The 14,639-nt window shown below is 70.6% G+C and carries 13 protein-coding genes; 1 reads left to right on the top strand and 12 read right to left on the bottom strand.

The genetic code is table 11. From position 1 onward, the window contains the following. Positions 1-228: 228 nt before the first annotated feature. The 12 genes from UA75_RS08905 to ffh form a co-directional block, all read right to left on the bottom strand. Positions 229-555, bottom strand: coding sequence for a DUF2469 domain-containing protein (locus UA75_RS08905; RefSeq protein ID WP_075743575.1), 327 nt, complete (start codon positions 553-555; stop codon positions 229-231). Between the two features lie 40 nt (positions 556-595). Next, complete coding sequence (locus tag UA75_RS08900) at positions 596-1,351, bottom strand: ribonuclease HII (RefSeq protein ID WP_075739848.1); 756 nt, start codon at positions 1,349-1,351, stop codon at positions 596-598. Between the two features lie 22 nt (positions 1,352-1,373). Next, positions 1,374-2,333 (bottom strand): signal peptidase I, encoded by a 960-nt coding sequence (lepB, locus tag UA75_RS08895; protein ID WP_157434068.1) that lies wholly within the window; start codon positions 2,331-2,333, stop codon positions 1,374-1,376. 35 nt (positions 2,334-2,368) lie between these two features. Next, on the bottom strand, positions 2,369-2,728 hold the full coding sequence (gene rplS, locus UA75_RS08890; protein WP_075739847.1) for a 50S ribosomal protein L19: 360 nt from the start codon (positions 2,726-2,728) through the stop codon (positions 2,369-2,371). A gap of 152 nt (positions 2,729-2,880) precedes the next feature. Then, the gene (gene trmD / locus UA75_RS08885) at positions 2,881-3,684 is read right to left on the bottom strand and encodes a tRNA (guanosine(37)-N1)-methyltransferase TrmD (protein WP_075739846.1); all 804 of its coding nucleotides are present in this window, start codon (positions 3,682-3,684) and stop codon (positions 2,881-2,883) included. A 230-nt stretch (positions 3,685-3,914) separates the two neighbouring features. After that, complete coding sequence (gene rimM, locus UA75_RS08880) at positions 3,915-4,478, bottom strand: ribosome maturation factor RimM (protein ID WP_232251183.1); 564 nt, start codon at positions 4,476-4,478, stop codon at positions 3,915-3,917. 8 nt (positions 4,479-4,486) lie between these two features. Continuing rightward, a complete protein-coding gene (locus UA75_RS08875; protein ID WP_069848007.1) occupies positions 4,487-4,726 on the bottom strand; it encodes an RNA-binding protein in 240 nt (79 codons plus the stop codon). Beyond that, positions 4,723-5,175, bottom strand: a complete 453-nt coding sequence (rpsP, locus tag UA75_RS08870) for a 30S ribosomal protein S16 (protein ID WP_075739845.1) — start codon at positions 5,173-5,175, stop codon at positions 4,723-4,725. Before rpsP ends, UA75_RS08875 begins: the two co-directional genes overlap by 4 nt. Before the next feature lie 260 nt (positions 5,176-5,435). Beyond that, positions 5,436-6,287, bottom strand: coding sequence for a type II CAAX endopeptidase family protein (locus UA75_RS08865; protein ID WP_232237686.1), 852 nt, complete (start codon positions 6,285-6,287; stop codon positions 5,436-5,438). Between the two features lie 238 nt (positions 6,288-6,525). After that, entirely contained in the window at positions 6,526-7,917 is a 1,392-nt protein-coding gene (locus tag UA75_RS34405; protein WP_232251181.1) for a CPBP family intramembrane glutamic endopeptidase, read from the bottom strand. Positions 7,918-7,979: 62 nt separating this feature from the next. Next, entirely contained in the window at positions 7,980-9,119 is a 1,140-nt protein-coding gene (locus UA75_RS08855) for an amidohydrolase family protein (protein ID WP_232251180.1), read from the bottom strand. Then, positions 9,116-10,696: a signal recognition particle protein gene (gene ffh, locus UA75_RS08850; RefSeq protein ID WP_075739844.1), complete on the bottom strand. Its 1,581-nt coding sequence runs from the start codon at positions 10,694-10,696 to the stop codon at positions 9,116-9,118. Before ffh ends, UA75_RS08855 begins: the two co-directional genes overlap by 4 nt. 303 nt (positions 10,697-10,999) lie before the next feature. Here ffh and UA75_RS08845 point away from each other — a divergent pair, with 303 nt between their 5' ends. Further along, positions 11,000-14,482: a DUF4132 domain-containing protein gene (locus tag UA75_RS08845; protein ID WP_157434067.1), complete on the top strand. Its 3,483-nt coding sequence runs from the start codon at positions 11,000-11,002 to the stop codon at positions 14,480-14,482. The last annotated feature ends 157 nt before the right edge of the window (positions 14,483-14,639 follow it).

Raw genomic sequence — 14,639 nt, 5'->3', positions numbered from 1 at the left:
CCGCATCATCGGTCGCACCACCATCACAGGGCGGACCTCGATTCGCACATGCGAGAAGAGCCGTCCGCCCGAACAGGCGTCGGCCTCAGCGCACCGATCGGTGCCACCGCAGCGCCCGATCCGTCTGCCGAAGCCTCGCACGGGGGCTCGGCGCGTCACGGGGTCTTCCGAGCGGGAAGCCGCCGCCGCACGCGCGTCGGCGCAGGCCTGCACACCTGCGGCGACACCTCACGTCTCGTTGAACGGCCCGCTCTCCGGCAGCCGCAGCTCGGGTTTGTCCAGTTCCTCTACGTTGACGTCCTTGAAAGTGATCACCCGGACGTTCTTCACGAATCGGGCAGGCCGATACATGTCCCACACCCAGGCATCGGACATCCGCACCTCGAAGTAGACCTCACCCTCGGAGTTGCGAACCTGGACGTCGACCGCGTTGGCCAGGTAGAACCGACGCTCCGTCTCCACCACGTAGGAGAACTGCCCGACGATGTCGCGATACTCGCGGTAGAGCTGCAGCTCCATCTCGGTCTCGTACTTTTCGAGATCCTCCGAACTCATCGAGTTCGAGCCCTCCCTGTCGCCGGACTGTGCACGCCCCTCATACGGGCGCTTCATTGTCCATCACATCATCCCTCACCACGAGAGACGACCCCGAATCCCATCCACCGAACCGCCCTCTCGGCGAGACCATGCCGTGCAGCCGAGCCGAGGCTGCCACGTTGGCATAAGACCATCTGTGCACGATGGTCGGCCCGTGCCTGGTCAGCGCCGCAGCGTGCTCCGGCGTGCTGTAGCCCTTGTGCACCGCGAACCCGTACTGGGCGTACTCCACGTCTAAGCAGGTCATGATGCGGTCTCTGGTCACCTTCGCGAGCACCGACGCGGCCGCGACGCACGCCGCCACCTGGTCGCCCTTGATCACCGGCAGGCCAGGAGCAGGCAGGCCCGGCACCCGGAATCCGTCGGTCAGGATGTAGCCGGGCTGCAGGCTGAGCCGGGCGGCGGCCCGGCGCATCCCCTCGATGTTGGCGACGTGCACACCGATCTCGTCGATCTCCTCGGCGGGGACCACGACCACGGCGTAGTCGAGAGCACGAGCCGTGATGAGATCGAACATCTGGTCGCGAGCCGCAGCAGTCATCAGCTTGGAGTCGGTGAGCCCGGTCAGGCGTGCCGAGTCTTTGGGACGCAGCACGCACGAGGCCACCACCAGCGGGCCCGCGCAGGAGCCGCGGCCTGCTTCGTCGATGCCCGCGACCGGGCCGAGTCCTCGGCGGTCCAACGCCGACTGCAGAGCCCAGTTCCCCGCGTCGCGACGAACCACGACGCGAGGTGGGCGAAGCAGATCGGACATGGCCCGCCGCGTCTCTTCCGTGTCAGTCCCGGTCTCGACGGCCGAGAAGCCTGCGGCCCAGCCAGAGGGTGGGGAACGCGCCGAGTAGGCCGAGCCCGGCGGGAACCGCCGTCTGCCAGACGGGTGCGCTCAACACCGACTGCTGCGGGTCGTGGTCGCTGATGCCCTGCCAGCGCTGCGGGGGCAGTACCACGATCCTGGCCTTGCCGATCACGTTGTCCAGCGGGACCGCGCCCAGCTCGCCGCCGCCACCCTGCACTCGGGAGTCCAGCGAGTTGTTGCGGTTGTCTCCCATCATCCAGATGTGATCGTCGGGCACCGTGACAGGGCCGAACGGCTCCTGAGTGTTGCCCCGGCCCGGCTGCCAGAAGATGTACGGCTCGTCCAGGGGGTCGCCGTCGACGAGAACCCGGTTCTCCTCGTCACAGCACTCGACGGTCTGGCCGCCGGTGGCGATCACCCGCTTGACGAAGTCCTTCTCGTCCGGCTGGGCGAACCCGAACATCGCGCCGACGCTCTGGAAGAAACGCGCCACCGGATTGGCGGGCTCCGCAGTCATGAAGTCGTTCTGTCCCCAGGCCTCGGGCCCGCGGAAGACGACCACGTCGCCGGGTTCCGGATCGACGAACCGATAGGTGATCTTGTCGACGAGGACCCGGTCATTGGTACAACCCGCACAGCCGTGCAGGGTCTCCTCCATCGACTGGGAGGGGATCACGTAGACCCGCGCCAGGAAGGTCTGGATCACGATGGTGAGCACCACCGCGATCCCTACCAGGACGAACAGCTCCCGCCAGAAAGACCCCTTCTTCGCGGGCCTCGACGGCTTCTCCTGGCCGTCGTCGACATCGTCCGCCGACGACGGCCCCGGCTGCCCGGCACCTCCCGCATGGTCTCTGCGCTGCCATGCGGAAGGCCGATCCGAGTGATCCGGCTGGTCTGATTCGCCCTGTGGTGAGGTGGAGGGCACGAGGTCTGCCACGGCTCCCAGGCTACGTTACGTGATCTCGAACGCGGTCAGGACGCGGTCGGCGTTTCGCGCTTTTCCTTGATCTTCGCGGCCTTGCCACGCAGTTCGCGCAGGTAGTACAGCTTGGCCCGGCGCACGTCACCTCGGGTCGCCACCTCGATCTGGGCGATGTTCGGCGAGTGCACGGGGAACGTGCGCTCCACGCCGACACCGAAGGAGACCTTACGCACGGTGAAGGTCTCGCGGGCTCCGCCGCCATGACGACGGATCACGACGCCCTGGAACACCTGGATCCGCTGGCGGGAACCCTCGATGACGCGGACGTGAACCTTCAGCGTGTCTCCGGGCCGGAAGGCCGGGATGTCGGAACGCAGCGACTGAGCGTCCAGAGCGTCCAGGGTGTTCATCGGTGGTCCGTCCTCGTCAATCAATCGGGCATCTCGTGCCCGCGCGGGCACGACTGTCTACACAGTGCAACCCTGCATGGGAATGGGCATCTGGCGCGCGTCGGTCTGTCCGACGACAGCAGCCTCTCCAGTGTGCCACGGCTGCGACCTGGTCATGAAATCGGGCCGGCGGAACCGTCGGGCCGGGCGCTGCTCGCCTCCGACTCGCGGAGGGCGGCCAGCAGTCGGTGGTCGTGTTTGTCGAGTGCATCGTCACCCAGCGCAGCCAGCAGGTCCGGCCTGCGGTGATAGGTGCGGATGATGGACTGGTCGCGGCGCCATCTCCGGATGGCCGCATGGTTGCCCGAGCGCAGCACCTCCGGCACGGGCCGGTCCTGCCACACCTCCGGTCGCGTGTAGGAGGGCCCCTCCAGCAGGCCGTCGGAGAACGAGTCCTCCTGCGCCGAGGCCGGGTTGCCGAGCACGCCCGGCAGCAGCCTGCTCACCGCCTCCACCATGGTCAGCACCGCGACCTCCCCGCCGACCAGCACATAGTCGCCGATGGAGAGCTCACGCACCGGCATCCGTTCGGCGGCGTCCTCCACCACCCGCTCGTCGATGCCCTCGTACCGACCACAGGCGAAGACGAGCCACGGGCACTCGGCCAGCTCCTCGGCCGTGCGCTGATCGAAACGGCGGCCGGCAGGTGTGGGGACGATCAGGGTCGGCGGACCCTCGTGCTCGGGACGAGGCGCACAGACCTCGGTCAGCGCCGGACCCCAGACCTGCGGCTTCATCACCATGCCCGGGCCTCCGCCGTAGGGGCTGTCGTCCACGGCGCGATGCACGTCGTGCGTCCAGTCCCGCAGGTCGTGCACCCCGAACTCGATCAGGCCGCGGTCGACCGCCTTACCGAGCAGCGCGGCCCGCAACGGGGCGAGGTACTCCGGGAAGATGGTGATGACGTCGATCCGCACTGTTCCCCTTCACCGGCTGCCTACAGGCTTCGTCCGGCCGCCGTCACCGGCCGGGCCCACTGCCGCGAGGCGAAGGGCCGGTCCGGACGTCGTCGATCACTGCTCGGCCGTTCCTCGTCCGGCGGCCGGACGGCATGGTGCGCAGGTTGCGGACACCGCCGACAGGTCCGGCCGAGGCTCCGCCGACGCCCGGCCCGTCCCGAACGGGACCGGGGGCGCCGACGGAGGACTCACTCCTCGAACTGGTCGTCCACCAGGCCGGGCGGCGGATCGACGACGAGCCGACCTCCCGCGACGTCGACCGTCGGCACGATTTCCTTGACGAAGGGGATCAATGCCTCTTCGCCGTCCGAGAGACGCACGGCGAGCAGGTCTCCGCCCGCTCCATGCAGCACCTCGCGGACCGTGCCGAGCGGCGAGCCGTCGGGCAGCACGGCGGCGAGCCCCTCCAGCTGATGGTCGTAGTACTCGTCGGGGTCCTCGGTGGGAGGCAACGACGACTTCGACACCGTCAGCAGAGCGCCGCGCAGACGCTCCGCACCCTCCCGGTCCGAGACACCCGTCACGCTCAGCAGCAGCCGCTCGCCGTGCGGCCTGGCGGCCGTCACGGTGAGCTGCCGGGAACTGCCGTCCCGCAGTCGTGCCTCGACGGTGCCGTCGACTGCGAACCGCTCCCGAGGGGAGTCCGTCCGCACGTCGACGACCAGTTCGCCCCGAACGCCGTGCGGCCTGCTCACTCGCCCCACCAACAGGGAGTCGGCAGATCCGCCGTCCGGACGTCGGTCGCGGGTCACCTGCGGCGTCAACGGTCGGTGTCGACCACGTCCACCCGCACACCGCGACCGCCGATACCGGCCATCACGGTGCGCAGCGCAGTGGCCGTACGCCCACTGCGGCCGATGACCTTGCCCAGGTCGTCGGGGTGTACGTGCACCTCAAGGGTGCGCCCCCGCCGGGAGGTGATCAGCTGGACTCGGACATCGTCCGGGTTGGTCACGATCCCTCGGACCAGGTGTTCCAGGGCGTCAGCGAGGACGCTCACGCCTGGCCGTCCGCGGTCTTCTCGCCGCCCTCGGCCTCGGCCTTGGGCTCATCGGCCTTCTTGGCGGCCTTCTTCTTCGGCGTCGTCGCGTCGGCCATAGGCTCCTCGCCCGCCGCTGCGAGCGCGGCGGCGAACAGCGCCTGCTTGTCGGCCTTCGGCTCCTTGACCTTCAGCACACCCTCGGGAACGGGCAGGCCCTTGAAGCGCTGCCAGTCGCCGGTCAGCTCCAGCAGACGCTGCACGGGCTCGGTCGGCTGCGCGCCGACACCGAGCCAGTACTGGGCGCGGTCACCGTCGACCTCGATGAAGCTGGGCTCCTCGGTGGGGTGGTATTTGCCGATGGTCTCGATCGCCTTGCCGTTACGGCGGGTGCGCGAGTCGGCGACGACGATCCGGTAGTACGGCGCACGGATCTTGCCAAGCCGCATCAGCTTGATCTTGACGGCCACGGGTACAGGTGCTCCTCAAGCTCTCGTTGCTCATGGGTGAACGCCCGTGGGCCCGAGTGGGGCGACGGGTCCGAGCGCTCGGACATCATTTGGCTGGCCACGAGTCAGTGAGAGGGACCGACGCCATGGCGGACAACGAGCCATTCTGCCAGACCGCATCGACGGCAGACCAACCCGTCCCTTGCCAGGCACGCCGGAGGCGAGCCGGGCCGAGTCGAGTCGCGCCCGTCACGCGCCGGGCTCGACGACGACCGGTCTCGTCAGGTCGGGATGACGCCGAGGGCCAGCAGCAGGACGCCCAGAGCGGGCAGCAGGTTGTTCACCTGGTGGGCGACGACGGCCGCGAGGAGCCGTCCGGTGAACAGCCGGGCGAGACCGATCGGGATGCCGATGACCAGCAGCAGCGGAGTGCGGGCCGGTTCGAGATGCGCGACGGCGAACAGGGCCGTGGTGACGCCGAAGGCCGTCCACCGGCTCCAGCGCAGCCGGTCCATCGCACCCCACAGCGCGCCTCGGAACACCAGCTCCTCGCACAGCGGTGCGAGCACGAGCAGATGCAGGAAGATCAGCACGGCCAGCACGGGCGGCAGCCGCAGATCGTCCAACAACGAGCCCACTGCGGAGGTCGCCTGGTCCTCCCCCACCCAGTTCGTCCAGAGGCGGGAGGCGCCCAGCGTGAGCACGATGCCGACCGCACCGAGCCCGAGCCCCGTGCGCACGTCGGCCCACGACCAGCGCAGCCCGAGATCGGCCCGAGGACCGTTGCCTCGGATCAGCGTCGCCACCACGACCACCGTCGCCGAGAGCACTGTAGGGACGATCAGCCCGATCAACAGCACGGCAGGCCGCAGCGAGGGATCGCTCGCGGTGTCGCCGAAGGGGGCCACCACGAAGACCGAGGAGAGCAGGAAGACCAGCTGGGAGAGAAAGAAGACACCGAAGCCCCAGCGGTGCACCGCGGTCGGCTTCGGCGACGGGTCGACGGCGGACGCCGTCTGCGCCGATCGGTCGCCTTTCTCGACGCTTCTCGGCGGTATGGTCCCGGTGAAGTCCGTGTCCTCGATTTCCGCGTGTCCACTACTCCGCTGTCGCGACTTCTCGGGTTTGCTCACCCGCACCCCGCTTCTTCAAGACCAGACGGCCGTCTCTGCGGGTCCCGACGAGCCCTCCGCCGCCCACGCGCGGGGTGCCCGGTCCGAATCGGTGCCCTTCGTCGAGGCTAGTCCGTTTCGACAGGCCGAGGGCAGTCCACAGAGGCGTGAGAAACGGCCGCGCGTGCGATTTCGGGCGGTCGAGGCAGGCCGGTCGCCACCGTGATTCGACGGCGACCGGCGCGGCCTCGGAAGAGCCTCAGGAGAACTGCGTGTAGAAGATCAACGCTGGCAGGAAGTTATAGGTCGCATGCGCGATGATCGCGGCGGAGACCCGGCCGGTGATCATCCGAGCAATCCCCATGGCCAACCCGCCGACCAGAAGGATCGGGGTTCGCATCGGCTCCTCGTGAATCAGGGCGAACACGAAAGTGGTCAGCAGGAGAATCGCGTAACGGGGCACCTTGAAATGTTCCAGCGCACCCCAGAGTGCACCCCGGACCAGTAGTTCCTCGGTGAGCGGCGCGCCGATGAACATGAACAAGGCGAGGCAGAAGACCCAGACCGCCTGGCCTTCGAACAATGCGCCCATCCCGCTGATGGCACTGTCATCGCCGCTCTCGCCCGCGCTGCCCATCACCATCAACGCCACGATGAATGCACCGAGCAGGCCCGCACCACCACAGGACAGCCCGACCCACACGTCCCGCCACTTCGGCAGGATGCCGAAGTCCCTGCGCAGTCCGCTGCCCTTCCACCACGACAGCACGGCAGGCCCGAGCCCGAGGAACAGGTTGGGCAGCAGGGAGAGAAGCAGCAGCGGGCCGAGCGGCGGCGGGTCGAGCTGATCGAAGTTCTCGAACCGGCCCGCCATGACGACCGACAGCAGCATGCCGGTCAGGTAGTAGCCGCCCCAGCCGAGGAAGAAGGCCAGAAAGCCCCAGTGCAGGCTGCTCCGGGCACTCGCCTCCAGCTGGGCCTCCCAGTATCGGGAGTGCAGCCTGGGGTCGTAGCCGTCCTGGACGCCGCCCATCTGCCTCGGGTAGCTCGCCCAGGACGGGGGCCCCGCCGCAGGCACGCCGCCGCCCGGTGGGCCGAAGCCCGCTCCTGGCATCCCGTGGCCCGGAGCGCCGGGGGGCTGCGCGTGGTAGGTCTGCGCAACGGGAGTCGGCTGGTAGGGCGGCGGAGCGGTGAAGGACGGCGCACCCGGCGGCGTGCCGGGAACGACGGCCACCGGATGGCCGGGGGCCCAGCCCTGCGCAGCGCCGGGCCCGCCGCCGGAGAAGGTCGGCATCGGCGTCGGACCAGGCGGGCGGGCACCTGGTGGTGCGGGCCGATCCTCGGCGGGATCGGCGGCAGCCCGGTGGGGCATGCCCTGCTGCCCACTCGCCGGGGTAGACACGCCTGCCCCGGCCTGCCCGGTCCCGACGACGGTCTCGCCCGAGACGTCCTGCCCGTCACCAGGCACCGCAGCTCCGCTCGGGCCGCGAGCGCCCGAATCGGCACCGGACGCGGTCCCCGGCGTCGCCTCGGGTTCCGGCGTCCCGTCGGGCACGGCCCGGTCGTCGGGCCCGTCGTCCGCGTCGGGCGCACGCTCAGCCTGCGGGCTGTCGTCGGGGTCGTCGGTGCTCCTGGGAAGTTCCTCGCCCACAACCTGTCCTTCCGACCGCCGCCTCGACGGTTCGCCCCCGCCGGCCTGCGGCCGATCCGCGATCAGTCCCGGCTCGGTCGCCGGGTCGATGTCTTGAAGCGTCCGCCGCCCGGATGGACCACGCCGCGTAACACGATGTCCCTCGGCGAGCGCAGCACCGCGAGATCGGTCCTCGGATCCTCGTCGTAGACGACCAGATCGGCGGACGCGCCGTCGACGAGCCCGGGGAAGCCGAGCCAGTCGCGCGCCGCCCAGCTCGCCGCGCCGAGGGCCTGTTCACGGGGCAGGCCTGCCTCCGCCAACGCGATCACCTCGTCGGCGATTCGCCCGTGCCCGATGCCCTCGCCCGCCGAGCTGCCCGCGTCGGTCCCGGCGAAGACGGGCACGCCCGCCTCGGCCGCCGCCGCGACAGTCGACAGCCTGCGTGCGTGCAGCGCACGCATGTGCGCCGCATAGCGCGGGAACCGGCCTGCCGAGTCGGCGATCGTGAGGAATTCGGCGGTGTTGATCAGAGTCGGCACCAGGGCGGTGCCCTGCCGGGCCATCTGGTCGATGGTGTCGTCGGTGAGTCCGGTGCCGTGCTCGATGCAGTCGACGCCTGCCGCGAGGAGGCCGGGCAGCGCGTCCTCCCCGAAGACGTGGGCGTTGACGCGGGCCCCCGCCCGATGGGCGACCGCGACGGCCTCGGCAAGGACGTCGTCGGGCCACAGCGGTGCCAGGTCGCCTGCCTCCCGGTCGATCCAGTCGCCGACGAGTTTGACCCAGCCGTCGCCCTCGGCGGCCTGCGCCGCGACGGCGGCAGGCAGCTCTGCCGGGTCGTCGAGTTCCAGGCCGAGGTCACGCAGGTAGCGCCTGCGCCTGGCCAGATGCCTGCCGGACCGGATGATGCGCGGGAGGTCGTCCCGGGCCTGTAGCGGCCGGGTGTCCACCGGAACACCGCAGTCGCGGACCAGCAGGACGCCGGCGTCGCGTTCGATCTCGGCCTGCCGAGCGGCCTCCGCCACCGGGACCGGGCCGGTCGGATCGATCCCGATATGGCAGTGCGCGTCGACCAGGCCGGGAACCAGCCAACCGCCGGGGAGCGGCCGAGCGTCCGGGACCGGGTCGACGCTGATGCGGCCCGCCGAGACCCACAGGTCGCGGGTGACCCCGTCGGGCAGGGTGACGCCGGTGAGATGCAGGGCGGGCGACGCCTGCGTCACTTCTTCTTCTTTTTGTTGTCGCCGAAGGTCAGCCTGCTCGGGTCGAAGCCGGGCGGCAGCTGGTCCATGCCTGCCAGGCCCGGCGGGATCTGCGGGGTGCCACCACCCTGCGGGCCGCCGGGAAAGCCGCCGGGCATCCCACCGGGGAAACCGCCCGGGAAGCCGGGCATCCCGCCCCGCACCTTGGGCGGCGTCGGGCCGCGCCCCTTGCCCTTCTTGCCCTTCTTACCCTTGCCCTTGCGGCCGCTGCCGCCGCCGCCCACCCCTGGCATGCCGAACCGGCCTGCCATCTGCTGCATCATCTTGCGGGCGTCGAAGAAGCGGGTGACCAGGTCGTTGACGTCGCTGACCGCGACACCAGAGCCGCGAGAGATCCGCAGTCGCCGCGACGCATTGATCATCTTCGGATCGGCGCGCTCCGCAGGCGTCATGCCTCGGATGATGGCCTGCATCCGGTCGAGGCTCTTCTCGTCGAAGTCCGCGAGCTGGTCCTTCATCTGCCCCGCGCCCGGCAGCATCCCGAGCAGGTTGGCGATCGGGCCCATCTTGCGGATGGCGAGCATCTGCTCCAGGAAGTCCTCCAGCGTCAGCTCGCCGGAGCCGATCTTCTGGGCCGCCTTCTCCGCCTGTTCCTGGTCGAAGTGCTGCTCGGCCTGTTCGATCAGGCTGAGGACGTCGCCCATGCCGAGGATCCGGCTGGCCATCCGGTCGGGGTGGAAGACGTCGAAGTCCTCCAGCTTCTCCCCGTTGGAGGCGAAGAGGATGGGCTGGCCGGTGACGTGCCGAACGGACAGCGCGGCGCCGCCTCGGGCATCACCGTCGAGCTTGGTCAGCACCACGCCGGTGAAGCCGACGCCGTCCCGGAACGCCTCGGCGGTGTTCACCGCGTCCTGACCGACCATCGCGTCCAGGACGAAGAGGATCTCGTCCGGCGTGACGGCGTCACGGATGTTCGAAGCCTGCCGCATCAACTCCTCGTCGACGCCGAGACGACCGGCGGTGTCCACCAGCACGATGTCGTACTGGGACCGCTCGGCCTCCGCGATCGACTGCCTGGCCACCTCGACCGGGTCACCCACGCCGTTGCCCGGCTCCGGAGCGAACACCGGGACGCCCGCCCGTTCACCGACCACCTGCAGCTGGGTGACCGCGTTCGGGCGCTGGAGGTCACAGGCCACCAGCAGCGGCGTGTGTCCCTGGCCGCGCAGCCACTTGGCGAGCTTGCCCGCCAGAGTCGTCTTTCCCGCGCCCTGGAGGCCCGCGAGCAGGATCACCGACGGCGGGTTCTTCGCCAGGTTCAGCCGGCGGGTCTCCCCGCCGAGGATGCCCACCAGCTCTTCGTCGACGATCTTGACGACCTGCTGGGCCGGGTTCAGCGCCTGGGAGACCTCGGCGCCCTTGGCGCGTTCCTTGATCTGGGCGATGAACGCCCTGACCACCGGAAGCGCGACGTCGGCCTCCAGCAGTGCGATCCGGATCTCGCGGCAGGTCGCGTCGATGTCGGCGTCGGACAGTCGTCCCTTGCCCCGCAGGTTCTTCAGAACCGAGGTGAGACGATCGGAGAGAGTGTCGAACACGAGGTCTCAGGCTCCAGGACTCGTCGGGAAGGCCCACGGGGGCAGGCCTCACCCGGTTGGCATTGCTCCCTGCGAGGGTAGCCGCCCGAGACCGCCCGTCGTGGCGCACGGTCGTCACGGCGTGTGTGACAGGTCGTGAGCCGGGCCGTCCGCCGTTCGTCGGCACGGGCGATTCTCCCGTCGCGAGGCAGCCGTGCCGCCAGGCCACCCCAGGCTCCGCGCCCGGCGAGACGACGCCCTCGGGCGAGCAGGCGACGCGGTCACTCGGGGGGCGGCGCACGGCTCGGGACGCGCCGTCGGACGGTGTGGTGGGCTGCGACGAAGATCAGCAGGCACGACGGCAGCGTCGTCGAAGAGTGGAGACACCACATCAGGTCCGCGAACGAGCCCTCCGATGCGGCGGCGACGTCCGTCCCGCCGGAGTGGGGCAGGCACATCGACCCGCGTCGGGGCGGCGGGTGGCGACAGGTACGGGCACCTCGCCGGGATGCGGGCGCCGTGGTGCGACTGCTCACGCCGCCGCCGAGTATTCGCCGGATGCTCGCACCGTCGCAGCGCAACCCGAGGGGCCCGTCGTTGTCTACGGCGGCGCACGCCCACTTGGCCGGGGAGTCCACGCCTGCCGGCGCGGCGGTGCTGGCCGCGGCGACCGCGTTCGACCTCGGGGAGTCTGCCGGTCTGGCCTGCCTCGCCGATGCCTGGGTGGAGACGGAGGGACTGGTCTTCGCGGCGCGGGCGGTCGCGGAGTTGAACGGGTTCTGGGCGAGGCCGTGGCGCGCCGAGTGGCGGCAGCCGCTTCGACTGGTGCTGACCGGCGACGGCGGAGCGGCGTTCAGCCCGAGCTGCGAGCCGATCACGCGTCGGGTGCGGGCGCTGCTGGCCGTGGCCCCCGCGCAGGTATATGCCGATGCGACGACGGCCTTGACCGAATATCGAAGCACTCTCGCAGGCCGGGTCGTCTCCTCGTTCCTCGTGCCGACCAGACAGGACTGGGTGGCGGCCGACTGCGCGGAGAAGGGCCTGTCCAAGAAGGCGGTCGACGCGCTGATCAGGTCCGTGTCCACGGCGGCACAGCTGACCACGGTGCTCGGCGCGGCCGTCCGAGGCGACTCGCCGCTGCGACGGCCGGAGGTCCTCTGCACCGCCGCCGACGGGATGGGGTCCGCGCTGACGCCGTTCCTGCGCGAGTTGCTGGAACGCTCTGACCTCCCGGCCGGTCGACAACCGATGTCGGAGATGCTGGCCTGGTTCGCGACCGAGGAGTCGATCGCCGCGCTCCTGCCGCTGCTCGGCGATGCTCCGGTGCCCGGCCTGGTCCGCACGGCGCTACGCCGGATACCGGCGGCGGGTCTGCGACTGCTGGCCGCAGCCTCGGCGAAGGACTCCGCCGATCCGGCGGGGCACCTTGCCCGGCGACTGTTACGCGAGCACGTCGCCGATCGACCCGACCTCGCCCGGACGCTGGTGCCGCAACTGCCCGCAGACCATCGTGCCGCCGTCGAACGTGTCACCAAGGTGACGGTGTCGCGCCGACCGATTCCGCTCGTCGAGCCGCCGCCCCGGAGCGCGAGGCCCTGGCTTCCCACTCCCGTTCCGGGCCTCGTCTCGTCGGTCGAGCCCGCGATGTCCTGGCTGCCGGGCGAACGAGAGGACTGGGCGGCGGAGCAGCGGAGCGCGAACCCGGCGCCGTGGCTGCGCCACGACGACTGGACCGCCGTCGCCGCCGCCTTCTCGGCAGGGGAGCTGACGCTCGAGGAGCAGTTCCGGATGTTCGCCGAGGCACCCGCCGAGATCACCGGCTGCCTTCTCGCCCACTGGCGACCACCGCTGTTCCTGAACCATCGCAGGCGGCTGCGGCCGATCGTGGCACGACACGGCCTGGCCACCCTGCCGCTGCTCTTCTCGGCGGTACGGCGGAGACCGGAGCGGACGGCGGCGGCGTTGCTGCCGGTCGTCCATCCCGGGGTGGCCGCGTCGGCAGCGCGGTGGCTGCGCAGACACCCTGCCCGGTGGATCGGACTGAACTGGCTGACCAGACACCCGACTGCGGCGGCGGATCTGCTGATCGTCCAGGCAGGCGGTCATCCGCACCCCGCCCGGCGAGCATCGGCCGTCGACGCGCTCCGGGCGCTGGTCGAGGTCGCAGGCCCGCAGGTGGTGTTCGACGTCGCCGCCCGGCATGGCGACCGCGCGGACCCGATCACCGACTCCCTGTCGGAGGAAGCTCGCGCACCACGCCGACGTTCGGAGATCCACGGCTGGACGGCCGCCGAGGCACTGCCGTCGGTCCTCCTGCGCGATCAGGCGAGCGTCCTGCCCGATCCGGTCGTGGACCGGCTGCTGCGGATGCTGGCTCGGTCGCACTCCGGCAGGCGAGATCCGGGCATCGCAGTCCTCCGCGCCCGGTGCGACCCGACGTCGCTCGCGGAGTTCGGCATGGCGTTGTTCTGGCACTCGCACCGGCACGGCGCCGGCGTGCCCGGCACGGACTGGGTGCTGCGGGCGCAGGCCGTGCTGGGCGACGACGAGACGGCGCGGCAGCTCGGAGAACTGGTCTCCCGTCGGGACGAGCGGGCGGGCCTCGCGATCGACGCCCTCGCGGAACTGGGCTCGGACGCCGCAGTCGAGCAGCTCCGGCGCATCGTCGACACGACACGGTCCGTCGTGATCCGATCCCGTGCCCGCGACCAGCTCGTCGCACTCGCCGCCCGACGGGGCATGACCGTCGACCAGGCGTTGGAGAGCATCACGCCGGATCTCGGCTTCGCTCCAGGCGGGGTCCGGCCGGTCGAGGCTGCGGGGCGTCGAGTCACCGTGGTCGTGGAGCAGGGCCTCGTGCCCGCCGTCATCGACGACCGGACCGAGCCCGCCGGGCAGTGCGACTTCGGAGCCGAGATCGGCAGGTCGCCCGCCCCGGCCTCGGTGGACGGCGCCGCAGGCTCGAGTGGCCGACCGGTCGGCAGGCGGGTCTCGCCCGGCGGGGACGACAGTACTGAGCACGGCGGCGGGGCGTCTGCTGCCAGAGGTGCCGCCGAGCCTCCCTGGCTCGCCGCACTGGCGGATCGACTCGCGCAGGTGGCTGAGGAGAGCGCCGTGCTGTTGGAGCGCGCGCTGCGTCACGGCAGGACGTGGAGCAGCGCCGAGTTCCGACGGCGCTGGGTAGAGCACCCGCTGCTGGGCAGGTTGGCGCAGGGTCTGGTCTGGACGGCGCAGGAACCCGGTCGTTCGGCCCCGGCGGCGTTCCGCATCGCCGAGGACGGTTCGTTCGCCGACGTGAACGACGACACCGTCACGCCTGCGCCCTCGGCGCTCATCGAACTGCCGCATCCGCTGCGGCTGGGCTCGGATCTGCACCGCTGGTCGGCGCTGTTCGCCGACTACGAGATCATTCAGCCGATCCCACAGCTGGGCAGGGCGTCGTACCTCACACGTCCGGATGATCCAACCGCCGACCCGCTGCCCGCCGCGGGCGGAACCGTCACCGAGGCCGCCCTGCGTCGGCTGCTCGCGCTGAGCTGGCGTCAGGGCGCTCGCGATCAGCAGGACCGCGCCGCAACAATCTTCCATCCGATCTCCGCTGCTCACGCCGTGGTCGTCGAGGTGAGCCCCGGCTTCCTGGCGGAGAACGGCTCGTCCCGATATCGACTGCGGGACATCCGGATCGCAGGCCCCGTCGACGACCCCTGGCGGACGGTGGCGACGACGACGATCGGCGAGCCTGCCGACGAAGCCTGGTCGATCGCCCGGGACGACCTGCTGTGGCTGACGGAGGGGGCGACTCGATGAGACGGAGATCCGTGGGGACGAGCCGCCCGGACCTTCGCGGCGTGCTCCGTCGAACTGCTGTTGATCGTCCCTTCGGGAATCGTGTTGTTCCTCCTGGGGCGAGGCTGATGCGGGCGGGGGTCTTCGAGGACGACGAGAGAAGCACCGCACGACTGCG

The organism is Actinoalloteichus sp. GBA129-24, from assembly GCF_001941645.1.
GTDB classification, from domain to species: Bacteria; Actinomycetota; Actinomycetes; order Mycobacteriales; family Pseudonocardiaceae; genus Actinoalloteichus_A; species Actinoalloteichus_A fjordicus.
Note: the sequence above shows the minus strand (reverse complement) of the source record. Positions and strands in the feature narration are given on the sequence as shown.